At 39.3% G+C, this 24,889-nt stretch carries 32 protein-coding genes and 1 tRNA gene; 26 read left to right on the top strand and 7 right to left on the bottom strand.

Annotation, left to right across the window (positions count from 1 at the left end; translation table 11 throughout):
- Positions 1-11: 11 nt before the first annotated feature.
- The 8 genes from F957_RS06990 to F957_RS07020 all read left to right on the top strand — a co-directional run bounded on the left by F957_RS06990 (position 12) and on the right by F957_RS07020 (position 9,425).
- Positions 12-2,624: a phage tail protein gene (locus tag F957_RS06990; RefSeq protein WP_016541580.1), complete on the top strand. Its 2,613-nt coding sequence runs from the start codon at positions 12-14 to the stop codon at positions 2,622-2,624.
- A gap of 109 nt (positions 2,625-2,733) precedes the next feature.
- Complete coding sequence (locus tag F957_RS06995) at positions 2,734-3,906, top strand: phage tail sheath protein (RefSeq protein WP_016660462.1); 1,173 nt, start codon at positions 2,734-2,736, stop codon at positions 3,904-3,906.
- A 16-nt stretch (positions 3,907-3,922) separates the two neighbouring features.
- Complete coding sequence (locus F957_RS07000) at positions 3,923-4,438, top strand: phage major tail tube protein (protein ID WP_016541582.1); 516 nt, start codon at positions 3,923-3,925, stop codon at positions 4,436-4,438.
- 72 nt (positions 4,439-4,510) lie between these two features.
- A complete protein-coding gene (locus tag F957_RS07005) occupies positions 4,511-4,855 on the top strand; it encodes a phage tail assembly protein (protein ID WP_016541583.1) in 345 nt (114 codons plus the stop codon).
- Positions 4,822-4,983 (top strand): GpE family phage tail protein, encoded by a 162-nt coding sequence (locus F957_RS22060; protein WP_155762625.1) that lies wholly within the window; start codon positions 4,822-4,824, stop codon positions 4,981-4,983. Before F957_RS07005 ends, F957_RS22060 begins: the two co-directional genes overlap by 34 nt.
- Entirely contained in the window at positions 4,980-7,745 is a 2,766-nt protein-coding gene (locus tag F957_RS07010; protein WP_016660461.1) for a hypothetical protein, read from the top strand. Before F957_RS22060 ends, F957_RS07010 begins: the two co-directional genes overlap by 4 nt.
- Before the next feature lies 1 nt (position 7,746).
- Positions 7,747-8,172, top strand: a complete 426-nt coding sequence (locus tag F957_RS07015) for a phage tail protein (RefSeq protein WP_016541585.1) — start codon at positions 7,747-7,749, stop codon at positions 8,170-8,172.
- Positions 8,169-9,425, top strand: a complete 1,257-nt coding sequence (locus tag F957_RS07020) for a contractile injection system protein, VgrG/Pvc8 family (protein WP_016541586.1) — start codon at positions 8,169-8,171, stop codon at positions 9,423-9,425. The genes F957_RS07015 and F957_RS07020 overlap by 4 nt, the downstream gene beginning before the upstream one ends.
- On the opposite strand, the gene F957_RS07025 is transcribed toward F957_RS07020, so the two are convergent.
- From F957_RS07025 to F957_RS22140, 3 genes are read right to left on the bottom strand one after another with little or no spacing between them, the layout of a single operon-like run.
- Complete coding sequence (locus tag F957_RS07025) at positions 9,422-9,610, bottom strand: hypothetical protein (protein WP_016541587.1); 189 nt, start codon at positions 9,608-9,610, stop codon at positions 9,422-9,424. The genes F957_RS07020 and F957_RS07025 overlap by 4 nt on opposite strands.
- Positions 9,611-9,642: 32 nt before the next feature.
- Positions 9,643-10,455 (bottom strand): DNA adenine methylase, encoded by an 813-nt coding sequence (locus F957_RS07030; RefSeq protein ID WP_016541588.1) that lies wholly within the window; start codon positions 10,453-10,455, stop codon positions 9,643-9,645.
- On the bottom strand, positions 10,415-10,621 hold the full coding sequence (locus F957_RS22140) for a Com family DNA-binding transcriptional regulator (protein ID WP_081401622.1): 207 nt from the start codon (positions 10,619-10,621) through the stop codon (positions 10,415-10,417). The genes F957_RS07030 and F957_RS22140 overlap by 41 nt, the downstream gene beginning before the upstream one ends.
- A gap of 111 nt (positions 10,622-10,732) precedes the next feature.
- Here F957_RS22140 and F957_RS07035 point away from each other — a divergent pair, with 111 nt between their 5' ends.
- Both F957_RS07035 and F957_RS07040 read left to right on the top strand, forming a co-directional pair.
- Positions 10,733-10,993, top strand: a complete 261-nt coding sequence (locus F957_RS07035) for an Ogr/Delta-like zinc finger protein (RefSeq protein ID WP_016660460.1) — start codon at positions 10,733-10,735, stop codon at positions 10,991-10,993.
- Entirely contained in the window at positions 10,983-11,213 is a 231-nt protein-coding gene (locus tag F957_RS07040; RefSeq protein ID WP_016660459.1) for a hypothetical protein, read from the top strand. The genes F957_RS07035 and F957_RS07040 overlap by 11 nt, the downstream gene beginning before the upstream one ends.
- A 9-nt stretch (positions 11,214-11,222) precedes the next feature.
- On the opposite strand, the gene F957_RS07045 is transcribed toward F957_RS07040, so the two are convergent.
- From F957_RS07045 to F957_RS07055, 3 genes are all read right to left on the bottom strand, one after another.
- Positions 11,223-12,149 (bottom strand): hypothetical protein, encoded by a 927-nt coding sequence (locus tag F957_RS07045; protein WP_016541590.1) that lies wholly within the window; start codon positions 12,147-12,149, stop codon positions 11,223-11,225.
- A gap of 3 nt (positions 12,150-12,152) precedes the next feature.
- Entirely contained in the window at positions 12,153-12,713 is a 561-nt protein-coding gene (locus tag F957_RS07050; RefSeq protein ID WP_016541591.1) for a hypothetical protein, read from the bottom strand.
- A 115-nt stretch (positions 12,714-12,828) separates the two neighbouring features.
- Complete coding sequence (locus F957_RS07055; RefSeq protein ID WP_016541592.1) at positions 12,829-14,322, bottom strand: hypothetical protein; 1,494 nt, start codon at positions 14,320-14,322, stop codon at positions 12,829-12,831.
- 344 nt (positions 14,323-14,666) lie between these two features.
- On the opposite strand from F957_RS07055, the gene F957_RS21650 reads away from it, so the two are divergent.
- Together F957_RS21650 and F957_RS07060 are read left to right on the top strand one after the other, a co-directional pair.
- Entirely contained in the window at positions 14,667-14,840 is a 174-nt protein-coding gene (locus F957_RS21650) for a hypothetical protein (protein ID WP_016541593.1), read from the top strand.
- 3 nt (positions 14,841-14,843) lie between these two features.
- Complete coding sequence (locus F957_RS07060) at positions 14,844-15,395, top strand: hypothetical protein (protein WP_016660457.1); 552 nt, start codon at positions 14,844-14,846, stop codon at positions 15,393-15,395.
- Positions 15,396-15,436: 41 nt separating this feature from the next.
- On the opposite strand, the gene F957_RS07065 is transcribed toward F957_RS07060, so the two are convergent.
- Positions 15,437-15,787, bottom strand: a complete 351-nt coding sequence (locus F957_RS07065; RefSeq protein WP_016541595.1) for a hypothetical protein — start codon at positions 15,785-15,787, stop codon at positions 15,437-15,439.
- Between the two features lie 84 nt (positions 15,788-15,871).
- On the opposite strand from F957_RS07065, the gene F957_RS07070 reads away from it, so the two are divergent.
- The 14 genes from F957_RS07070 (at position 15,872) to F957_RS07140 (ending at position 24,888) form a co-directional block, all read left to right on the top strand.
- Positions 15,872-16,060, top strand: a complete 189-nt coding sequence (locus F957_RS07070) for a hypothetical protein (protein ID WP_016541596.1) — start codon at positions 15,872-15,874, stop codon at positions 16,058-16,060.
- Positions 16,061-16,064: 4 nt separating this feature from the next.
- Entirely contained in the window at positions 16,065-16,295 is a 231-nt protein-coding gene (locus F957_RS21940) for a hypothetical protein (RefSeq protein ID WP_004804672.1), read from the top strand.
- A gap of 2 nt (positions 16,296-16,297) precedes the next feature.
- Positions 16,298-16,480 (top strand): hypothetical protein, encoded by a 183-nt coding sequence (locus F957_RS07080; protein WP_016660456.1) that lies wholly within the window; start codon positions 16,298-16,300, stop codon positions 16,478-16,480.
- A gap of 7 nt (positions 16,481-16,487) precedes the next feature.
- On the top strand, positions 16,488-19,205 hold the full coding sequence (locus F957_RS07085) for a toprim domain-containing protein (protein ID WP_016541597.1): 2,718 nt from the start codon (positions 16,488-16,490) through the stop codon (positions 19,203-19,205).
- 23 nt (positions 19,206-19,228) lie between these two features.
- Complete coding sequence (locus F957_RS07090) at positions 19,229-19,843, top strand: hypothetical protein (protein WP_016541598.1); 615 nt, start codon at positions 19,229-19,231, stop codon at positions 19,841-19,843.
- Positions 19,844-19,908: 65 nt separating this feature from the next.
- Positions 19,909-20,349: a DUF2528 family protein gene (locus F957_RS07095; protein WP_016660455.1), complete on the top strand. Its 441-nt coding sequence runs from the start codon at positions 19,909-19,911 to the stop codon at positions 20,347-20,349.
- Positions 20,346-20,549 (top strand): hypothetical protein, encoded by a 204-nt coding sequence (locus F957_RS07100; protein WP_016660454.1) that lies wholly within the window; start codon positions 20,346-20,348, stop codon positions 20,547-20,549. The genes F957_RS07095 and F957_RS07100 overlap by 4 nt, the downstream gene beginning before the upstream one ends.
- Positions 20,550-20,774: 225 nt before the next feature.
- Positions 20,775-21,293, top strand: coding sequence for a hypothetical protein (locus F957_RS07105; RefSeq protein WP_378319690.1), 519 nt, complete (start codon positions 20,775-20,777; stop codon positions 21,291-21,293).
- Between the two features lie 2 nt (positions 21,294-21,295).
- A complete protein-coding gene (locus F957_RS07110) occupies positions 21,296-21,607 on the top strand; it encodes a hypothetical protein (RefSeq protein WP_016541601.1) in 312 nt (103 codons plus the stop codon).
- Entirely contained in the window at positions 21,604-22,002 is a 399-nt protein-coding gene (locus F957_RS07115; RefSeq protein WP_016660453.1) for a hypothetical protein, read from the top strand. Before F957_RS07110 ends, F957_RS07115 begins: the two co-directional genes overlap by 4 nt.
- Positions 21,999-22,352 carry a single-stranded DNA-binding protein gene (locus tag F957_RS07120; RefSeq protein ID WP_016541602.1) on the top strand — a complete coding sequence of 118 codons (354 nt, stop codon included), beginning with the start codon at positions 21,999-22,001 and terminating at the stop codon, positions 22,350-22,352. Before F957_RS07115 ends, F957_RS07120 begins: the two co-directional genes overlap by 4 nt.
- A gap of 211 nt (positions 22,353-22,563) precedes the next feature.
- The gene (locus F957_RS07130) at positions 22,564-23,286 is read left to right on the top strand and encodes a 3'-5' exonuclease (protein WP_016541604.1); all 723 of its coding nucleotides are present in this window, start codon (positions 22,564-22,566) and stop codon (positions 23,284-23,286) included.
- A gap of 80 nt (positions 23,287-23,366) precedes the next feature.
- Entirely contained in the window at positions 23,367-24,521 is a 1,155-nt protein-coding gene (locus tag F957_RS07135; protein WP_016541605.1) for a site-specific integrase, read from the top strand.
- Between the two features lie 290 nt (positions 24,522-24,811).
- Positions 24,812-24,888 (top strand) — tRNA-Pro (locus tag F957_RS07140).
- The last annotated feature ends 1 nt before the right edge of the window (position 24,889 follow it).

Here is a 24,889-nt window from a genome sequence, read left to right as displayed (position 1 = left end):
AGAATAAAAATATGGCTGCACTTTATCACTCGCTATTTACTGAGTTGGGTTTAGAACTCCTACGAGAGTCAATCCAAAACGGAACAAAGCTTGGTATTACACATATGTCTTTTGGTGATGGCGGTGGTAACTTACCAATACCAGATGCGACATACACACAACTGATTAATGAAGTTTACCGTGTTCAGTTGAATCGACTTGCTCCATCCAAAGAAAATCCAAACTGGCTAGATGCTGACGGTGTGATTCCATCGGCAGTTGGCGGATTTAATATTCGTGAAGTTGGATTATGGGCGGGTGATGTGATGGTAGCTTATGCCAACTATCCTCCAACGTATAAGCCTTCAGGGGACCAAGGCACAGCCCAAATCAAGACGATTCGTATCGTTCTGCAAATTGATAACACTGCTAACTTTGAATTGAAAATTGACGCCAGTGTAGTAATGGCAACAATTCAATCCGTTGAAGAAGCAAAGCTAGAAGCAATCAATCATGCTAATGATCTTGCAAAAATTCAATTAGAAAATATTGAAACAATAAACGATCTAGCCAATATTGAAAAAGTACATGGAAAGTCTGTTTTTGTTAAAGGATTTGAAATTGGAAGTTCAGTAGGTAATGGGATATTTACTTATTATGAGGATCAAAAAAACATAAATGATGGAGGTGTAATTATTAATGGATGGTGCCGAAATGTCGGAGAGTTTATTTACGCTTCATATTTTAACGATGACATCATTAAAGCAGCAAAGTATGCTGCACAATCAGGTTTAAAACTTGTTTCATTAGAAAAAGAATACCCTGTAAATGAAGAATTTGTACTACCAGAGAATTTAGTCTGGTTATCAAATAATTCAACGATTAAACAAACTGGTGCTGCCTCAAATAGTGCTACAGCATCAGGAATAGCACCTCAGTCAAATGTGACTATACAAGGACATCTTACGATAGACATGGGAACTCCAACCGCTGGTTGGGGAGAGAAGTGCCATCTCCGTTTAGATAGTTTTAACAATGTAACACCTAAAGTTCGTGGTTTTTATTTTGATACCATTAAATTAAAAAATGGTCATTTTAATTGCAATGGTTTTGTCATGGCTGGCGGTGCTTCCCTGGTTCGCGGCAAGCGTATTGAATGTGATGATAGTGCATTGATTGGTCGCGTATTTATGGCGCACTGGGGGAATTTCACTCATCATTATAATGACAATGGAACATATAAGCATGTTGAAAATTGGCAACCCACAACACATCCTCACGACTGTATTATTGATGAAATTGTTGCTGGGAATTTAACATGTAATACAACTGACTATTCGGGTATTGCATTAGTCTCAGCTGGATACGACATTCATATCGGGAGCATCCGTGGCAATATCTTAGATTCAACAATTTCAGGGAAAGGGCTTCTTTTTTTAACGCCAGGGGATCTTGCATTTGCTTATGCTTCGAGTGAAGAAAAGTCTCGTGGGATGAAGAATATTACGGTTGGAAACATCACTGGACAAACTTATGCACTTGGTATTGGTCTTATCGAGAGTGCGTTATATGCAACCGTAGATGATTATACCAATGTTCCTAATCCACCTAATTCAAATGATTATCTAGCGAAAATCTCTGCAGTCATTGATTTTATGGATTGCAAAGGGAAGGTAGAAGTTGGAAATACATCAAATATTCTAATTAATGGTGGTAATGGATTAGGATCTTTGTATGTAAAAAAAGCCATTAGTCAATATTTCTATTCAGCGCTTTATTTACGGAATCTTAGTGATAACGTTGTAATTGATGAATTAATTGTTAAAGACTCAAAAACTAATCCAGTTTGTATTGTCGGTACTGGAACTAACTCAACTAAATTACCGAAGAATACTCATATTAAACGTCTTGTATGTGAGCGATATGGGATCACCTCATCGAATACAACATATAGGTCGGCAGTCAGAAATGAGATGGCAATTAACACTCAAATAGATGAGATTGTTATCACTGAACATGGTAATGCTTACTGCGTTGCATCATCAAACAATACTATGGGATATGGATTCAAAGTTGGATCAGTCATTCAGAATGATCCAGCTTATGTGAGTACTTTTCTAGTCAATAATGCAAACCCGGTTAATGATCCCATTCAGATTGATAATTTTATTGATAAGTCAGGAAAGGTTTCAGCAGCAGTCAGTGGTGGTGTAACTACACGACAAAATGGTCATATAAAAGAATATATTTCAGCAAACTTCCCTACTGGATTGGCAGTCAATTTTGGGGATACGATTACAATTCGTAATCCTCCTGCAGGTGGGGTTTATAAATATTTTGTAGTAACTGGTGGTCTTGTTGGAACGACAGCTGAGCTACAAAAAACTGAAGCTAGAAAGACTTTCTTGACCCAAGCTGAGACTATTACGATTGCAGCAAAATCATCTATGTTAATTCGTACAGATGGTGCAATTTCTGGATTGTTAATGGGAGACTTGTTAAGATTTTCATATACAAAGAAACTATCAGGTTGTTTCTTATATGGGGATATTTATGAAGAAGGGAAGTTTCATGTTTATCTAAATAATCCTACTGATGTGTCGGTTACAATTGATCCTGGATTCATCTATATCAAACAGTGTTAATTATGTGCAAGTTGTAAAAGCCGCATATACAACTCTCTCTAAGTGAAATGTTTAGAGTGATTTGACAGCCTGTGATCTGAAAACAAAACAACAGATCACAGGCTTTTTTATGGCTACAGATTCATATTTTCGTGGTGTACGAGTCATTGAGATTAATGGCGGTACACGTCCCATTCGGACAGTTTCAACAGCAGTAATCGGTCTTTTAGCGACGGCTGAAGATGCAGATCCGTTGGTCTTTCCACTTGATACTGCAGTATTGATTACAGATATTCAGCGCTCAATTGAAAAAGCAGGGGTAAAAGGAACTTTGTCACGTTCCCTTCAGGCCATCATTGACCAAACCAATGCACTCGTAGTTGTGGTTCGTGTCGAGCAAAAAACCACTGAGGCAGAACAAACTACAGCAGTCATTGGTGGGCAAGTTAGTGGCAAATATACGGGCATGAAAGCCTTACTCACTGCAGAACAGAACCTTAAAGTCAAACCACGTATTTTGGGGGCACCAGGACTCGATACCGCACCAGTCACTGCAGCTTTAGGTGGAATCGCTGAAAAGTTACGTGCATTTAACTACGTGAGTGCGAATGGATGTGACACAAAAGAAGAAGCAACTGCGTATCGAGATGCAATTGGTTCACGCGAGACCATGATCATCTGGCCAGACTTCTTGGGATGGGACACAGAAACATCATCAACGACAACATTTGAGGCAACTGCACGTGCTCTTGGTCTACGCGCCAAAATCGACAACGACACAGGCTGGCATAAAACCCTTTCAAACGTTCCAGTGAATGGGGTAACGGGCATTTCCAAGGATGTGTTCTGGCAGTTGCAATCGATGGATACCGATGCGGGTTATCTCAACTCCAATGAGATTACTACGCTTATTCAGCGTGATGGCTTCCGTTTTTGGGGTTCACGTACATGTTCAGCAGATCCGCTATTCGCATTTGAAAACTACACCCGGACAGCACAGATTTTGGCGGACACAATGGCTGAAGGTCACATGTGGGCGGTTGATAAACCTTTACATCCATCGCTAGCCAAAGACATCGTTGAAGGTATCAATGCCAAATTCCGTGATCTACGTACGCAAGGTTACATCATCGATGGCCAGTGTTGGTTCGATCCAGCATTCAACAGCAAAGAATCTTTAAAAGCAGGTCGTTTATTACTTGATTATGACTTTACCCCAGTGCCTCCGCTTGAAGATCTCACTTTGCAGCAACGTATTACAGATCGCTATCTCGCTGATTTCGCATCGCGTATGACAGCCTAATTAAACAGGAACGAAAATGGCCTTACCTAAAAAACTCAAATTAATGGACCTGTTTAACGAAGGTAATTCATACCTTGGCCAGACAGGTGAAGTGACCCTGCCAAAGCTTGGACGTAAGTTTGAAGATTGGCGCGGTGGCGGCATGAACGGCAACATCAAATGGGATGCTGGCTTGGCGGATGATATTACCGAATTTTCTTGGAAGCTTGGGGGCATCGATCCTCTGGTGATCCGTCAATTCGGTGCAGCATCTGTCAGCGCAATCGGTTTACGCTTTGCTGGTTCATATCAACGTGATGACACAGGTGAAACATCTGCAGTCGAAATAGTCATTCGTGGCCGTCATGAAGAAATTGATTTCGGCAACGCCAAAGCAGGGGATGATACTGAAAAATCAATCAAAACCATCTGGTCTTATTACAAGCTGACCATTGATGGTAAGGTTGAAGTCGAGATCGATATCCCTGGTCTGATCGAAAATGTAAACGGTGTTGATTTACTTGAAAAACACCGAGCGAACATTGGTCACTAATTTTTCCTCCCTTCAGTAGCTACGTGCTGCTGAAGGTTTTTTTATTTCATTTTTATATTTAAGGAATTTGCCATGCAAACCCAAGAACAACTCGACAACTTACAAACGATTCAAAATCCAGATGTCGAAGTCGTAACCCTCGATACGCCATATAAATTAGGTGATACGACGATTACTAAAGTGGAAGTCCGTAAACCGTCTGTGCCTGCGCTAAAAAAAGTACGTATTGCCGACATCCTGAATGGTGATGTAAATGCCATTTGTACATTATTGCCGTTATGTACAAATCCAACCATTACTGCGAGCCAGTTAAACAATAATGTGATTGATCCCGTGGACATTATTCAGATGGGCGGAGCAATTATTACTTTTTTGCAACCGAAATCAGTGCGTGCGGAAATTGCACGCCAACAGTAGAAGACGCAATCGCCAATATCGCTGTGGTGTTCAACTGGACACCGCAGACTTACGACACTATGTCACTAAGTGAATTAATGGAGTGGCATCAAAAAGCTATAGAAAGAAATGGGGCAGATGCTGAATGAAGCAATTAAGATTGGAAGTACTTTTTGGAGGGAAAAACAAGTTAAGTCCAGCCCTTAAAGCGATTTTAGGCAGCAGCAATGCTGCCAGTCGTGCATTAAAAAAGACTAGAGATGAGATCCGATCTCTCAACGAACAACAGAAAAAAATAGACGGCTACCAGAAACAAAAAAAGGCCGTACAAGACCAGGCTAAATCCCTCCAAGATCTACAAAATCATATTAAAAACTTGCGTCAGCAGATGAAGACCAACCCCTCTGCGGATCTCACCCGTGATTTTGATAAGTCTGTGGCCAAAGCTCGTAAACTAAAACAAGAATATGAACGAAACCGCATCGAGCTTCAGCGCATGCGGACAGATATGAATAATGCGGGTTTATCTACAAATAGACTGGCAGATCATCAACAGCGACTCAGAACGCAATTGCGTCAAGCAAATCAGTCCATGCGTGAACAAGAACAACGTTTACAGCGTTTGACGCAAATGCAGCGAAATTATGATCGGCAATCGGGGCATCTACGTTCTGCAGCTGGCTATGGCATGGGTGCAGCAATGGCGGGTGCGGGTGCCATGTACATGATGAGTAAGCCCATTAACGAATCTAAACGATATGATGTAGAAGCCAATCGTATTCATGCACTAGGCTTAGGCGATCAAGTCAGTAAACAAGCGATTAAATTTGCTGAAGGCATGGAAACCTTCGGGACATCCATTTATGACAATGCCGTATTAGTCCGTGACGGTATGACAATTTTCTCAGATTTACATCATGCCGAGATGGTCGCACCGACCTTGGCCAAGATGAAATTTTCCAATCAAGCCATGTTTGGCCATGAGAAAGGGGAAGAAAACGAACGCGCATTTATGGACATGCTCAAAGTCATTGAGCTACGTGGAGGCTTGAAAAGTGAAAAAGCTTTCCAAGACCAGGCGAATAAGATTCAACAAGTCATCACGGCCACTGGTGGACGTGTACAAGGCAATGAATGGCTTAATGCGATCAAGACAGGCGGTATTGCGGTCAAAGGATTAACTGACGAAGCTCTCTATTACAAAATGGAGTCAATCGTTCAGGAATGGGGTGGCTTTCGATATGGTACCGCAGCCATGTCGGCATATCAGAATATCTATCAAGGCCGTACCACTAAACGTGCAGCCAACAATATGGAACGTTTAGGTCTAATCGAAGATGTAAGCAAATTAAAACATGATAAGGCTGGCCAGGTAGCTTTCTTGGATGTTGGCGCGATCAAAGGTGCAGATCTGTTTAAGAAAGATCAATTTGCATGGATGGAACAGGTACTACTGCCACAATTAGCATCAAAGGGCATCACCGAGAAAGGGCAAATTCTCGATGCAATTGGTAGTATTTTCACTAACCGTACTGCATCCAACCTTTTTGGTGATATGTACCTTCAGCGAGATATCATCAACAAAAGTGCCAAGATGAATGCCGGTGCAGACAATATTGACCAACTTTATGGCAAAGCAAAAAACACCGCTGCGGGTGAAGAACTCGAAACCAAAGCCAAATTAAATGATGCATATCTACGTTTTGGCCAGGTCATCATGCCGATCTATACAAAGGCACTTCAGGTCGCTACAGGAGCCCTCGAAAGCTTTACTGGCTGGATGGAACGTAACCCAACTTTAGCCAAAGCCTTAGGTCTCGGATTACTTGGTATTGCAGCAAGTATGATTGTGATCGGCGGTGCGCTAGTCGTGTTCTCACCGCTTATTCTTAGTATGTTAAGCCTACGCTTGCTGATGGCATCAACTGCGACGAGTGGAACCATATTAGGACGGGTATTCAGCAAGATCCCTTCAATTTTTGGCTTTGTTAAATCTGCGTTATTTAGTTTAGGCCGTGTGTTTTTATGGGTAGGACGTTTGTTTCTTACCAACCCGATCTTGTTAGCCATTGCTGCGATTGCGACTGCAGTCTATCTCATTTATAGAAATTGGGACTCTATTGGTCCTTGGTTCGCAGAAAAGTGGAACATGGTAAAAACAAGTGCTTCATCGGCTTGGGAGTCTGTTAAAACGGGATCTAGTAATGCCTGGTCAACTTTAACAACTACTTTTGCCCCAGTGGGAAATTGGTTTGCAGCAAGATGGACTGAAATTAAATCAGCATTTAATGGAGGCATCCTTGGAGTATCCGCATTAATTGTAAATTGGTCACCATTGGGCTTGTTCTACTCAGCCTTTGCCAGTGTATTAAGATGGTTTGGTATTGACCTACCCTCAAAGTTTACTGGTTTCGGTACCATGATTATTGACGGCCTTGTAAGCGGTATTAAGTCTGGTTTCCAAAAATTAAAAAGTACGTGGACCGACATCAATAACTACATGCCCGACTTTATGAAGAAAAAAATGGACATTCATAGTCCATCCCGAGTCATGGCGGGATTGGGTGGCCATATCATGACGGGCATTGCGATGGGATTGGATCAAAACTTTCCAACACTGAAGGAAAAATTCCAGCATGCATTAACCATTTTTAACCCACGGGCCAGCGAAGCAATTTCGAAAATTGATGTCGCTCCAGCGTTAAATAAAGTTAGACCGGTGCAAGCCATTTCCCCAACGCGTAGTGCAGGGCAGTTTGTCATTGAAGGTGATCAAATCACGATCCAACTTACAGCAGCACCAGGACAAAATTTACAGCAACTTGTGGCCATGATTGAAAACGTACTAGATCGTCGTGATCGTCAAAAACAGGCACGTATTCGTAGCAGCTTCAAAGACCAGGAATATTAATATGATGATGATTCTAGGCATGTTCGTATTCTCGATACCAACTGCCACTTATCAAAGCCTTCAACGTTCAACCACATGGAATCATGTCAGCAATTCTCGTGTCGGCAGCATGCCTGCATATCAATTTACAGGTAAAGGTGAAGACACGATGACTTTGGATGGATCTATCGTTCCCCAGTTTGGTTCTCAAATGTCGATCACCGCTTTACGTGTAATGGGGGATACAGGTAAATCATTTCCATTGATTGCTGGAAATGGAAAGATTTACGGCCTTTGGGTGATTGATAGTGTTGATGAAACCCAAAGCTATTTTTTTAAAGATGGTACGCCACGCAAAATCGAGTTTTCATTAAAGCTAAAGAAAACCCAAACTGCAGGGGTTTTAGTGGGGAACGTTCTTGGGAATGTATTGGGTAATATTTTATGAATATTGCATCAACCTTAACCAATATTGCCACGGATGTAGAGCAGGGCTTCAATGATAGCTATCCCCATGTAATTTACCGCTTGCTAGTCAATGGTACCGACATTGGTACCATGATTCAGGATCGGTTGATGCGTATGGTCATCACAGACAATCGAGGCATTGAAACAGACTCCATCGAAATTGAACTGAGCGATCATGATGGTTTATTAGATATCCCGCCCAAGGGTGCGGAGATTGAAGCATGGATCGGCTGGAGCAATACCGGTCTTGTTTATAAGGGTAAATACCTGGTCAAGGAACGTGGCCATCAAGGTGCACCCGATATACTCACATTACGTGCTGAAGCTGCGGATCTAAAAACAGCGTTTAAGAAAAAAAAGGAACGTAGTTTTGATAAAAAAACGATTGCAGATATTATCCAGACAATTGCGCTCGAGCATGGTCTAAATCCAATCGTAAACGAAACATTAGGGATAATTGAATTACCCCACCTCGATCAAAATGAATCAGATGCCAATTTGATTACCCGTATTGCCGACGAGCATGATGCCATTGCGATGGTGAAAAATGGCAACCTGTTATTTATGCCTAAGGGCGAAGGCAAAACCATGAGTGGCAATCCTTTACCTGAAGTCATTATTACTAGATCGGATGGTGATTCGCACCAATATTCAGATACTGATGGGGCAGATGAAGTATCTGGTGTTACGGCCTATTACTATGACAATACCCATGCCAAGCGAAAAAAAGTTACGGTAGGGATGTCGGATGAAAACACCAGGGAAATACGTAATATTCAGCGTGACAAACAAACTGCAGAACATGTGGCCAAGGCTGAATTTAATAAAATAAAAAGTAAGTCTGCGACCTTCAGCTTTACCTTGGCCTATGGCAGGCCTGAACTTATTCCTGAATCTCCTTTATCCTTTATTGGTTTTAAAGCTTTGATCGATGACATCGTGTGGCTCGGAACGCGAGTCATTCATGAGTATAACGAAAGTGGGGGATACACCACTAAATGCGAGGCTGAAGTCTATTTGCCTGATGCGGATAGTTTGTCAGAACTCATCGATAATGAACGTGGTGGCTATACAGGTATTTTGGCCTATTACAAAGATGGCAAAAAAACCGCAACAGTGACCAAAGGTGATCAAGCAACGCCAAAGCGTTTAACCTATCTGTATAAAAATCGCCAAACTGCAACAGTAGCTGTGGATCGTGAATATAAAGCCTTACAAGATGTAAAGGATTAATACTTCCATTGTTGGCCACGCCAAACAACGAAGCGTGCACCAGTGTTAAATTTCAGTTCCTTCCACTCATAGTCATATACTTTGACGAGATTGCCTTTTCGGTCTTTTAAGCAAGGTAAATCAGCATTTTGACTATCGGTTAAACGGACCCGAATCCAACCTTGTTCTAATTTTTCTTCAGCCATAAAAAATCCCTCCTAAGAGGGATTAGTTTACGTTAATAATTGGTGATAATTAACTCATTGCCATTATGTTCTTCATGGGCAGCTTTATTGTTGACTGACCAACGAATCTTTTTATGCTGGATCTTGTAGTCTTTAAATAACCCACGTACTTCAGGTGCATCATTCAAACTCAAAATAAATTTACCTTTGATGCCATCCAGTTGCTCCTTCAGCAAATAAAAATCTTGTTTTGACCAGATACCTTTGCCATAAACATTCTCGCAATCCCAATACGGTGGATCGATATAGAACAAAGTTTCTGGACCATCAAGACGTTTCAGCACGTAATCATAATTTGAATTTTCAATCGTTACCTTTTGCAGACGTTCATGGATTCCCTTCAGGTGAGCTCGTAATTCATCACCCAGTTTTAAACGCGCAGCGCGATCTTTGGAATAACTAAATGTACCATCCAACTGACAGCCAAAAGCTGCACGAAGCATGTAATAGAAACGGGATGCACGCTGTAGATCGGTAAATCCTCGTGCTTCGGATTGCTTGAAATCATTAAAAACAGTTCGGGACATGAGTAGAAATTCAAACTCATCCAGAAACGCTTCAAAATGGTATTTAAGCACCCGGTATAAATTGATTAAGTCGTCATTAATATCGTTGATGACTTCGACGGGTGAAGGGGTCTTTTTAAACAGTACCCAACCCGCACCGCCAAAAACCTCCACATACGTTGTATGGGTTGGCATGGTTTCTATAATTGTTCGTGCGAGTTGAGATTTACCGCCTAACCAGCCACTGAAGCTGCGGCCTTTAGGATTGTATTGAGGTGTTACAGTAGTGATTTGATTCATCGATCTTACCTGGTGTGATGAGATGCTCTGGGCATTCAGGTAAGGCACTCGGGGTGCTCTGGAAGTTATTTAATGTTTTACAACGTGGGCACTTTATTTCTATTTGATCAAAGTTTCCCGTTTTCGCCAGTAGTTTTAAGCAGCACTGGCATTTAAGGTTTTTCATGACTTTGGCTACTTCCAACAAAGTACGCTCATACTATTAAAAATTGCCAAAAGGTACAAATATTTGTTCACATTTACTATAATGAACAAAATTATAACCATTGGGCAAAACATGGCTTCAAAACGTCAATTTAAGTGTCCACATTGTTTTTCTGCTTTAGCGATACGGTCCAGTAGAGAAGAACATGCAATTTTGAAAACGCTTTGGTTTCAATGTAGCAATGTGAACTGTGGTTTTACCTGTGGTGGGCATATTGAAATAACACACACGATTTCTCCGAGTGCCATGCCAAATCCATCCATACACCTTCCTACCTTAAAAGAATTAATGGAGCTAAAGGCAGCAAATGATGAGGGTGATAATGATGAATAATTCCGAGCAATTATTTGAGCTCTTTTATCAGGATATTCGTCCAGATATGAATCCACCAGGATTCCCCAAATATCGTAGTGATGCGATGTTTTCATGGTGGCGGGATCGGTTTATGAATGCATATCATGGGATTCAAGAACCATACGCTTTAAGAAATTGGGGAGAGACTCCCCAAATGTGGCTTGCTGGATATAAAAAAGGACTGAATATAAACCGCTAAATTGTATTTTTATTCAGAAAATAATTGGCTAAATACTGATTTTCCATCATGATCATTTTCAATAAATGAATTAAAAATTTTGTATTTAATAACTTTTTCCATGAGTATTTCATCTTCAATAGTTAAAAGAGAAATGACGTAAAGTTCACTCATACTAAAATCGGATATAAAAATAGACAATGCTACTTCTCTGTCTTTATCATCAATCCCTTCAAAGTTCTCAATAAAATTAATGATATATAGGAAATTTTCTTTATATTTTGAGCCTTTCAAATAACTATATGAGAGAAGGAATGGTGAGGATTCATGAATCATTTTTTTTAATATTCTTAAAACATCATCTTTGTAAAGAAAATCATTTCTATAAGTTTTATGGAAAATATCATATGTTTTTAATGCTTCCATGTGTAATGTCTTAAAGGTGCTTTTACTCTGAATATTCGTTACATGAGAAGATGGCCCAAATACTGGTAATTTATCAGCTGCTTCGTAGTAAGTTTTTCTCCTGTTAAATAAAGGAAAAAGTATATTAAAGAAATTCTGGACCTGAGCCTCTCTAATCTGTTTCTCTAAAAGTTCAGCTTGCTGCTCTGTAATCGTTACTTGCTGTTCAGCTATATCATTACTTTTCTGAATTTCTAACTGTTGTGCCTCAACAGCCTTTCTTTGCAACTGTAATTCTCTTCTCTGAAGAATTAATGTGATGATAAGTGTTGCAAAAGCTAGGCCACTAAAAAGTGTATTCAGTGCTCCAAATGTATCGCCAAAAGTACCGAAGTTGGTATCATCACTGTTTTGTATATTCCACTCAAGCCATTTAGCTAAATGTGATAAAGTCCAAGGGAATAAAAACCATATAAGTACAATACCTATCATAAATAAAGGTATTAACCATCTCTCTTTTTTATCTTGTGGAATTTGGTTGTTCATATTCATCTTTTATCTAGCCACCTGATAACGACACATTGACTGGCCACAACGTGCATTTTTAATCACGGTACCATCTTCCAGATGTAGTTCTTCTACCTTGCCACCCTTGGCAATATTTTCATAAAGTGCACTGCCAGCTTGGCCACCTAACAATGCTCTGGTGATCTTCTGGCCATCATTGAACACTACAGAAGCCTTAGCTGGCTCTTTAGCATCAAATGACCAGGCGACATCAACATATTCACGGCTCAGATCAACCCGTAGATAATTGGCAAGATCCTTACTGAAGTAATAGCTTTGCATTGGCTCACCATTCTGGTTGGTTGATTCCTCTTGGTCAGCGACTGTCTTGCCAACTGCCTTTAAAATGGCTTTATCATTACGTAAATCAACTGTGGCCACAGCTTTGGTATAGTCCACTCGTGGCCATTCAAACTGCGGTCGATCTTCATCTTCAAGAGCTTGTTGTTGAGCTTCAATTTTTTCTCTGTATCGGTCTGTATTCTGATCATTTGATCGCTGAGAAGATTCTTCTACTTTTTTGCTTTCTGATGTTTCAGAACATCCCATGAATAAAAAACTTGTTCCTAATAGCAATGCTAAAACTTTCATAATTATAAAAAGTTAACTTTAGTGAATCATTATATTGTCATAATGATTCACTATAAGAAAGTAGAATTAGACGTTAACCAGTTGTGCTTTCTGTTTTCGTGGAATTTACCTCTTCTTTCTTAGATGGAATTCTTTCAATCAGATTATTGACGATAGTTGTTATATTCGAAGATATATCCACCTCATCGCCCTTACTTGCATACTTTCCATCATTTGCTTGGTTAAAATAGCTAGGAATAAGCCCTTTACGGATCTCTTTTTGTTCTTCTGGAGTCATACGCGCCATAAATGGTTCTAAAGCAGCTAGTTGTAAAAAAGTTCTATGGTTCTCTTGATAACATTCATAATGTTTCGCTGCTTGTTTAGATAGATATAAAGCGAGTACAAAAAACATAAGGGAAATAGATAACCGTGAAACTAATAATAAATAGTTTGTTTCTACAACTTTTCCAACAGGTATCTGAGATTGTTCCCAAAATGCAAAAGCAAAAACTGCAATTGTTGAAACGATTGCTGCGATAATTGACCAAGATGTATACTTTCTATAGTCCTTATACTCAATTTTTTCTTCATTAGCTTTTTCTTTATAATTTTTTGTCAACTCATAAATTCCAGCTTTTTCAACAAGTCCTAGAAGATCTGAGTGAGTAGTTTTTATCGCATTAATTTGATCATTAACTTCGTTAAATAATGTGTTGATATCTTCAGCTATATTTCCTTTAGCTACTTGAATCTCATTTTTAATCTTGTCATTTTCTGTTTTAATTATTTTTGAATATTCTAACTCAATGTTTTGAGTCCTTTCATTCAAATCAGCTAAGTTTTTTAATGCTGCATCAACTCCAGTAGTGAGCAAATCATGGCTTTTACCTAGTTTGTTACTATCTAATTTAATACTCTTATACTGATTTTCAAATTTTTTCGCTAAGTTTGCTACATCATTCTCAAACTTTTTTATAATTAAAGCAGTATCTTCTTTAAATCTAGTCTGATAACTACTATCAAAAATTTCTTTTTCTGTCCTTATTTCCTGCAACATTAGGCTTTTAATATTACTTAATACACGTAAAGATTCATCTAAAATTTGAGCTATTTCTTGGTTAATATGCTTCAAATTTTCAATTGTTTTTATAAGGAATGATTCAAGAGGTTTTAATACAAGGTTTTGTCCATTTTCACCTTTTAATTCTGGAGAAATTGTTAAACACAATTTTTTGAAATCTTCTACATGCGCTTCAGCTTTTTTAGCCAGATTGTAACAATAATTCGCATCCGTATTGTATTTTTCAAAATCAATATTTATAGAAGTTAATGAGTTATATTCAATGAACAAATTTTCAATACTATAAGTTAAGCCTCTAATCTTATTAGTAGTGTTGTTTATAAGCATTTTTTGATCTACTAAAATTTGTTTCGAATTTTTATTTTCTGTATTAATATCAAGATGCTCAGTTATTTGTTCTTCTAATTCATTATAAAAAAAAGTATAAGTTTTTTTATTGCTTAAATTAATATTTCTAATTTCTCCTAAATTTTGAATAAATTCATTTTTAATCGATTCGATCATTGCTAAAATCCTTTCCCCATAAAGTTTATTAAAAAAATAGTGAATCATTATATTGACATAGTGAATCACTATCGGCAACATGTAAAGACGCAGCAAAATCTGCGTACAGATGTGGAAGTCTGTAACAAGTACTCTGAGCGCAAAAATATATAGTCGCTTCTGCGGCATTTTTTTTGCCTAAAATGTCTGATCTGATAGACTCTCTATGGTAGATCGGGCAGGGTAAATCGTGTATTCGATTTAGCCGTTCTCAGAGTACGGTACTTCCACCCCTGTTCGGTCTGCCACCATTCTGTGGAAGGAGTGTTGGTGGGTTTGAAAAAAACTTACTCTGAGTACACTCTATGAAAAAATCAATTCATGCCATTGAGCACACTCCGATCTATAACTGGCACGACTATAAACAACGCCAGAAACAACGAAAATTCGCCCAAATCCGTAAAAACTTTATTGATGGCTTTGCAGCCCTAAGTACCGTTGTATTTGCGGTTTCATTATTCTTTTTTGGAGGGCGATAAATCATGAATACAGAATTAATCCCATACGTTCCCATTGCCCCTCGCGTTCAATCAAAACATCGGGAGCTTGTCGGAATCTGCGTTTTGTTCTTCGAAATTATAGACAGATCTGTATATTTATCTGTTAAAATCAATCACGTACATGACAAAGGATGGCTCGCAATTAGTCCAGATCAAATCAATGATCTAGCTAACGAGTTACAACTTAAACCAATCAACCTCCAAGAGTTAAAGAAAGCTCTTGAAAATTTGATTTATCCCAAATTCAATGGTGAAAAAACCATTCACAGCCCTATCTGGAATAATACGGAAGTCACCGTATGGGAATTCCAATTAAATCAGATTGATAGGGCAAAGGAAATGAAAACGACTAATGCAGATGCGACACTTTGTATTGATAGCTCACTTGGTGCGCTACGTGTTTGGAGAAAGTCGCTAGAAGCTTCCACTGGTGATAAAGATGTGATTTATAACAATAACGATTTGATCTTTCTGATACAGGATCTGGAACACAAGCTGGAGAAAGTCCAGCGATATGTCGAAGATACTGAGTAAATAAAAAAAGCCTCCAATTTGGAGGCTTTTCTCATCCTTAATCATGTTTTTTCTAAATCCTTGGCATAGGCTTTGCTCAAACCTAAAAGGGCAAGCTGCCCGTCAGGAGATAGTTGTCTATACGCCTTTAATAACAAACTTTCTTCACTGGTGAGACCAGCATAATCAGGATCAATGCCTAAGAGCACGTAACGGATATCCACGCCATTCTTATGCAAATTATGTAAATACATCCATTGGTCAGGCACGTTTCCACGTACATAAGCCCCTAAAGTATTGTCACTAGCACCGATTTCTCTTGATAGAGGCTTTGCTTTCAAATTCTTTTTTTCAAGCTCCTCTTTAAAACGTATCGCTATCTCCGCTTGAATAGTCGGGTCGATATCAGGCATAAAAATATTTCCTTTTTATGTTTAAAGGTAAAAATTCTGTGCTATAGTGATTCATAGCAAATCACTATGTTCTAAGGATAACGTATGAGCACAGAAAAAACACCTCTGTACCTTACCCGTGCCACGAAGCTCGATGAGCCTCGTAAGAGCGTGATTATTTACTTACCGCTAAGTGAGTACAACGAAATCACAGCACTAGCCAAAACTTCAGGTCGCAGTAAATCCAGTATCGCTGGCGAACGCTACAACGTAGGCAAAGCACAAGAGGGCTAATCAGATGCATCATTTCAAACAAAAGCGCGAACACCGGTACAACGTCAACTTAAACGATGACGAAGCAAAGCTATTCGATTTATTGAACAAAATGACAGGCGAGCATACGGGGGTAATCATAAGAAACCTCGCATTAAAGCAAGCACTTGCCCTATTAACCTCAGATGATTCGGTTGATTTTAGTCTAGATAACATCCTAAACAAAGGCACGCTTGAGCACCTCCAAGGGAGCTGAATATGCCGACAAATAAAACTGTAGCTCTCACAGAAAGAGAGAGGGTCATCATCGAAGAGGCCAGAGTTCAACTAGGACTCGAATCAATGGAAGAAACAATCGAATTTCTTTATCGCCAACGACTTAAAAATAAACTTTTTAGCCTCGCTGGACGTGAAATCGTCAAAAAGAAACGTAGCTTGTAGAAGAAATATGTATCCAGAAACTCAAAGCTTGATTGTAGATCGGTTGCACAACGACTACGGTTTTAAAGTTAAAAACGGTAAATTACGTGGCGGACGTTGCCCTGAATGCAATCACAAAGAGCGTTCGGCTTGGGCACATGCTGAAGCACCATGGGTCGTGTTCTGCCCACGTAAAGTTGAATGTGGGAAAGAGATCTCGATTCGAGATCTTTATCCCGACATTTTCGAAAAGTGGGAGAAACGTTTTAAACCCACTCAAGAAGATCCCAACAAAACCGTGAATGCCTATCTGGTTGAAGGGCGTGGTTTTCCTCTGGAGAAACTTTCTGAACTGACCTATTCACAAGAATACTATAGAAGCCCTGACCATGATCTTGGCTCAGTTACTTTACGCGTCCCGATTACGGATGAAGAGGGTAACGAAGGTTGGTGGCAGCGTATTCTGGATGATCATGGTGTATTGCAGAAAACTACTTTTAAATATAAGTGGGAGTCTAAGACACATGCTTGGATGACACCAAATACCAATTATATTGATTCAAAAGAAATTTGGATTACTGAAGGCATATTCGACACAATCGCACTTTGGCTTTCAGACATCACCAGTTTTTCTGCTTTAACGAGTAACAATTACCCCTCAATTTTCCTTAATTGGTTAGCAAGCAAGTGCGATGGTTTAGGCAAACCACGTCCTAAACTTGTATGGGCGTTTGATAATGATCAAGCTGGCCATGATGGTATTTTTAAAAATTTAGCACTGGCTGCTGCCGATGGATGGGATTGCGAAGTGGCTCTCCCACCTGGTGGGCGTAAAAAGACAGATTGGAATGATCTTTATAAACAAAACCGCCTCACTTTCGGCTATTTAGAAACCTATAAATATTATGGATCTTTGCTTATAGCTGAGAAAGCTGTGGATAAAGGCATACTTATCTACAAGCACAAAGGAACTAAATCATTTCCTTTTGATTTTAACAATCAAGTGTATTGGTTCAAGTTGGACATGGATAAATATGATGACTACATGAAGGGCATCAATTTTGAAGATAAAGACAATCAGGACTGGGCACAGGAAGAAAAAGACAAGGCAATTGAAGAACGTCGAGCAGCTGCCATACTTCATGCAGCTGAAGCGAAGTTAATCATGGATTGTCGACCGCGGGGTTTGTATTACCAATACATGGCTGAAATTGACGAAGCAGACTATTACTTCCAGATCGATTTCCCTCGCGGTGCCAAGACCATTAAAAATACTTTCAGCGCAGGGCACATCTCTTCAGCTTCAGAGTTTAAGAAACGTCTTTTACACATTGCACCAGGTAAATTTTACAAAGGTAACAGCAATCAACTTGATGCCTTTTTAGAGCGTGAGCTTACAGATATTAAGCGCGTTCAATTAATCAATTACATTGGTTACCATGCCGACCAGAAAGCCTATGTTTTAGGTGAATTAGCCTACCAATCAAGTAAACAGTTCAAACTAAACAAAGAGGATTATTTTGAACTTCCAAACAAAACCAACTTAAAGTGTAAAGCTCCTTTTGCTTTAGAAATCAATCCGAAATTTACCGATTATAAAAAACAATGGATTACTGATTTTATCGATGCATATAGCGTTAGGGGACTCATCACATTAACGGCATTTTTTGGCAGCTTATATGCCCAACAGATCCGGAAAATGCACAAATCTTTTCCATTCTTTGAAGTGGTCGGTGAACCGGGTACGGGTAAATCAACCCTACTTTTATTCTTATGGAAATTGTTCGGTCGAATCAAATATGAAGGTGTCGATCCGGTTAAATCCACCAAATCCGGGTTAATTCGTACCTTCAGACAAGTTTCAAATTTGCCAGTGGTATTGATTGAATCAGAGCGTGAAAACGAGAAGGGAACAATTAAGCAGTTCGATTGGGATTCGCTTAAAACGTTATTTGACGGTGGATCGCTGGGCGCACAAGGGATGAAAACGGGTGGTAATGAAACATATGAGCCTCCATTTATGGGCACGATCATTATCAGCCAAAATGCCGAGGTTGTATCGACTACGCCAATTATGGAACGTATCGTTCACACCAAGTTTTGGAAGAGCCAACTTACTAAAAACAGTCTATATGCATCACGCAGACTCGATAAATATGAGCCAGAGGATGTCAGTCAATTCATTCTGCAGTGTTTATCAAAGGAAACAGCGATCTTAGAAGCCTACAAGCATGGCTTTGAAAAATATGATGCGATTTTGCACCAGGAACAAAACAACATCCGCAGTTCACGTGTGGTTCAAAACCATGCCCAATTTATGTCGTTATTTGATGCCCTTTGCAAGCATGTTTGCGAGGTTCCATTAGAGATCCAAAAGCAAGTTCATGCCGAATTTATCGCAATGGCTCAGACACGGGACAAGGTGATCAAGTCTGATTCGATCATTGTGCAGAACTTCTGGAACACCATTGAAGAAATGGAAGATTCAATTAGAAAGGTTGAGCACCATGACAGCGTGGTAAATCACTCAGCCAAAGCAGACATTTTCGCAATCAACTTTGCCCATTTATACAAAGTCGCAGCGGATTATCGATATTCACTTCCTGAAGTAAACGAATTGCAGACTGCGCTTCGTCACAGTCTTCATTACCGCTTTGTCGAGGCCAATAAAGCCATTCAAAGCAAAATCACAAGTTCAACAAAACGATGCTGGATCTTTGAAAAACCAGTGTCATCACGGGATTAATCCCATTTTTAAGGAAAATCATTATGTATAAGTTAAATATTTCAACACCAGCATTTCTGCAAGCTTCGTTACCAATATCGATGGAAGTTGGTGAATTTCTAATAAATCGTTTAAATCAATTAGACAGTCAAACTATTCACCGCGATGAATTACAACAAAAACTGGGCTATCCCGTTGGTGTTGGCTCTAACTCAGGTTCGTTCTTACAGAACGTTTATAACTTTGCTGATGCGATTTTAAATGAATCAAATGCTCATCGTTTCACCGTTCAAATCGAAGCAATCCCAGCACATCAAAAAGTTGATTCAATTTTTTCAGAAGCAGCAAATTTACCTGAACATGGTCGTTCTATTGTTGTGGTCTTCAAAGATAAACAACTTATGTCAAATGTTGAGTACTGCAAAAAATGTAAGGAATGGCATTCACCAAAAGGTGATTTAAAGGAAAAGCAGATTCATCAATGGGCGTATACAGAGGATTTCTACAATTTATTAAATTTGCCTGAATTTCCAGAATCTAAAAAAAGTAACGGTAAAAGCACAGAAGATCTTGCAGATGCTTTAGCCCATCTATTTTTACTTAAAGCACTTCTAGGTAAAGCGAAGTCTGGATCTGAAAGTTCACGTTCATTTTTCTAATTTTACAGGCACACATACAAAAGCGGCCACTTTTGTATGTGTCACACAATCACCGGAGAGCAATTATGCAAAACGATTCTACAGTACAAACCGATCAAGCGGAAATTCCAACACATTTACAATGTGAACCACGTACATACAAAGTCTCCTATGACAAATGGAGTGATGTCTGTGATTTAGAGTTCACGGTTGTTATTAAATGCAACGATGAAATGCTTCATGAGCACAATAATTTTTGGTCTGGCCACAAAGACAGGCTCAAAGAAAATAATGGAGACATTGTTGCAGTCATATTGAAAATGATTGGAAAGTCCGTATTTTTTGCCTGTTTTGAAGGTAAAGAGAGCGTTGGAATCCCTCCTTATAAATGGGGAGTCAATACTATTTTTCAGGAAGAAGGCTGGTATAGCGACTGTTTTGAGATTATCAAAATTCATTTTGAAAGTTATGTAAGTGGTGAGGATTTTGAATTCAGTCCAGTTCTACCAGAAGGAGCTTCTTCATGAGTAAATATGACGAAATGGACTGGAAATGTCGTCGCTGCCGTTGGGTGGGAAATCAAAAAGAATTGATTGGTAAATACAACAAAAAACAGGGCATGACTGACAATGTTTGTCCACGTTGCGAATGTTCGGTTTTTACCCTCGTAGAGCGTAAGGAACAATCAAGTGCAAATTCACGAATAAAACAACGGATAGGAGGTTAAATCATGTCAAATTTTGAAATTGAATATAAGAAATATGCACCTGAATGGGCATTAGCCAAAAATATCGATGGTTCGTTTCAGCATAGAGCAACTGATGCTGCACATAAAATTTGGAATTTTCTAAATAAAGAAATAACCGAATTGAAAAATGAAACTCAACGACTTCAATATATTGTTGGTGAGAAAATAGGCCATCCATCTTCACGTGATTATTTAGATGCTGAAATTTGCAGACAGTTAGATGAACAAAAAAGATTAGGCCAAAAAGAGTTTTTGACGGATAGCGAGATCGAAGAATTGGTCAAATCAGTTATCCGAGACCATCATGAAAATCCAAATAAATATTGGAAAAACCTCTATAAACAAATTGATGATCTAACAAAACAGGTAAGTGCGTTTTCTAATCAGTTATTAGAAAACGACTGCATGATTGATCAAACTTGGTTTATGAAAGGTACGCCAGTCGCGAATTTGATTAAACATGCCGAAAATGTCTATAAGGCTGAAGTAATTGCCCAAAACTCTAAAATAGAATTTGGCACAGATGACAATGAACATTGGTTCGCACATGAAGTGCCATTTTTTGGCAGAGTTCAGATCTCCAAATTTAATGAAAACGGTTTGATTGAGTGGGACATTCATTTCGGTGAATGTTGGCAAGGTCCATTCGAATCTAAATCCCGTTGTATCCAGCATCTTGAAGAGTGCATCGCAGAAAAACATGAAGAAGCGAAGGAGGGATAGCCATGTCTAAATATCAATGTAAATGTGGTGGTCTTATCATTCCAAACTTTGATTTATACAAGGTTGATGATGAAGTAAATTTCTTGATCCAAAAAAGAAAGCGTATTGGTAATGGTGAAATCCTTGTCAATCAAACAGCCCACCAAGGAAGAATTACCAAAATTGATGGCGATGACATCACAGTTAAAGCTGCAGTACGTACTTATGTGTTGTCACGTTATGAAATAACTCCAAAAGATGCACCAGGACCAATCGAATATTTCCGCCTAGGTAAATGTCGTTGTGAACTGGATCAACAGGAGATATCAGCATGAATATGGCTGTCTTAAATTTTAAAAAAATGGGTAGACCATCCAAAATAAAAAGCACCCATGGTACCTGGTGGGATTCAGAATTAATCGTTCTGGAAACTATGCTCGAGGAGCATAAAACATTTACTGAAATTGCAGATGTATTGGATTGTACCGTTAAGCGAGTGCGTCAAAAGGTTGATTGGCTTAGGGTCAGAGGATTACCACCAAGTAAAGGGGGTAGACCAAGACATGCATTTCGTCGTACTCGAGGCAGTTGGTGGGATTGTGAAGTTGCGGTTTTAAAAGCGATGCTTCAGGAAAAATTCAAGGTTCCCTACATCTCAGAAGTACTGGATCGTGACACCAATTGTGTTCATACCAAAATTAAATATTTACAGACGAAGGGGGAGCTATGAGAGGCGTAAACAAAGTCATCTTGGTCGGCTCACTTGGAGCGAACCCTCAATCTAAAAACTTTCCGAATGGTGGCTCTTATGCCCAATTCTCGATAGCAACTTCGGATCGCTGGCAAGACCAGCGTTCAGGGGAATGGCGTGAAAATACAGAGTGGCATCGTATCGTGGCTTATGGCCGTTTAGGTGAGATCGCAGTCCAATATCTTGCCAAAGGCGCAAAGGTATATATCGAAGGATCTCTTCATACACGTAAGTACACAGACGAAAAGCGAATCGAACGCTATGTGACTGAAGTAAAAGTAAGCCAGATGCAAATGCTTGATACACAGCCGATCGCTAACCCAGTATAAGGATAATAATGATGGATTTTCAAAATATTGTGATCGCACGTCAGGCAATCACAGACAAACATGGTACCAATAAACCCCAATTAATCATCCAGAGTGAAATGAATTGTCCTGTGTGTACAACGGGCAAAATGCGCTATCAAATAAGTGCACACAATGGTCATATCGCTGCCGAATGTTCTAGCAGTGACTGTGTAAGATGGATGGAATGAATATGTATTCAAATCGAGGTTTTATTTTCGACACGGAAACCCACAAATTACATGGTGACATCATTGAAGCTGGCTATATTGGTATTGATGTGTTTGATGATGGCTTTTTACTAAAATTATCAAATTATCGTTTTAATAAACGCTATAAACCGAGTGAACCTATAGATTTATCTGCTATGGCCGTTCATTTGATTGTAGATGAGGATCTTGTAAATGCTCCGCCATTTACTGATTTTAAATTCGCGGACGGTGTGAATCCAGAATATCTGATAGGGCACAATATTGATTATGACGTTGATGCAATAACAAGAGCAGGATATGACACAAGCCATATCAAGCGTATTTGCACTTTAGCAATGTCCCGATATTTGTGGCCACAGCTTGAATCGCATAAATTATCTGTATTGGCACTTTATTTGAGTGAAAACAGGTCACAGACAGCGCATGAATTGAGATTTGCACATTGTGCTACTCAGGATTGCGATACCACATTTGAAGTGCTCAAAGCCATTTGCCAGCAAAGACAGATTAAATCAATAGAAGAGTTATATAAGTTTTCAGAGTTGGCCAGAACTCCAACTCATATTTTTTATGGGAAATACAAAGGCTATGCAATATCAGATTTACCCGATCAAGCCCTCGATGACCTCATAGAAAAATCCGACGGTTTCCTATTAAGTTCATTGCGTACTGAATCTTTCAGACGGAATGAGCTCCCATTCTAAACCTATAAAACACCTCAAATGCGCCTCCGAATGAGGCGCATTTTTTTTAGAATAAGTTTATGTAAATTTTAGGAAATATTATGGCAGCGGGTATCGAGTGTCGTGGCAACAGCCTACGAATGTGGATTCTCTATAAAGGAGAGCACATGAAAGAGCCTTTAGATTGGCAAGCGACTCCAGAGCACACAGAACGAGCCAAGCAATGGGCTGAATTGATCTCTTTAGAAATGAAAATGGGAAAGTTCGAGCTTTCAAGACACTTCCCAAATTCCAAAAATTTAAAGGAGAACCAGATCTCGTACTATGCAAAAATTTACTTAGATGACATCAAAAAGGATGTGGCTCCGAGTACTTATGCATCTTATGAAGGGCATGTAAAAAACCACATAAACCCCAAATGGGGCAAATTACATCCCGAAGAAATTGAGACCAAACAAGTGAAAAAGTGGATTAAGCAACTGAAGGAAACCCACAGCAGTAAAACGATCCGTGAAATTATCACTAGATTCTCACAAGTACACGCAGTATGGCGCGACGAGAATAAAGTGGCCTTTGATCCATTCCAAAACATCACCATCCACCAGGCTGATACTCCAGAGCCAGATCCATTCACGAAATCAGAAATTAATCGCATTCTACAAACTGAAACGGATCTCGATATAGAAAACCTTTTGCCATGTTTATTCTGGACTGGCTTATCTATGTCGGAACAGATCCCGATCGCATGGGAAGATATCAACATGGAGAAAGGAACAATTCAAATAAACCGGTCTTATGTTCGTGGTGTTTACCGAGTAACTAAAAATCGTCGTCGAAAGCGTGAAATCAAGCTATTACAGCCAGCATTGGATGCACTTAAAGAACAATATCGCATTACGGGTAATACGAGAACGCAAGTGATAGAAGTACTGCAGCGTGATAACCATAGTTATAAGGAGGAGCGTTTAAGATTCGTTTGGCTCAATCGAGAACGATCGACACATTTTGAATACCACGAATTGCGCTATCGATGGGGCAAACACCTCAGAAAAGCGAAGGTACGAAAAAGGGGGATCAACCAAGGTCGTCATACTTTTGCGAGCCAATTATTATCGAGTGGCCAAGTTCCCCCGGAGTGGATTGCGGAGCAGCTGGGGCACGCTGATACATCTATGATCTATAAGCATTACGGCAAATTGATTGCTGAAGATATGCCAGACTATTTATCTAAAATTAATCAATATATTCAGCAGTAATAACCAAGATAGTGATTCACTAAATAATTACTCTGAAAAGTAAGCAATAAGTACCTGAATTATTTAGGTACTTTTTTTTTATTACTCCATTACTCGGCTAAACATAGCACTCAATAATGCTATTTCTCTTTTTTAACTTTTGCGATCGTTCTCCTGATGCAATGACCGTACCAATGACCATTTATTCCCATATTTGCCATTTTTTAGACTTATGAAATCTTAATCTATTGTTATATATTGAATTATTTTTAATTTGTGTGGGGTTCGAATCCCGTCATTCACCCCAATTTCGGAGCATAGCACAGCCTGGTAGTGCACCTGGTTTGGGACCAGGGGGTCGTAGGTTCGAATCCTACTGCTCCGACCAT

The organism is Acinetobacter gyllenbergii CIP 110306 = MTCC 11365 (assembly GCF_000413855.1).
Taxonomy (GTDB): Bacteria; Pseudomonadota; Gammaproteobacteria; order Pseudomonadales; family Moraxellaceae; genus Acinetobacter; species Acinetobacter gyllenbergii.
Note: the sequence above shows the minus strand (reverse complement) of the source record. Positions and strands in the feature narration are given on the sequence as shown.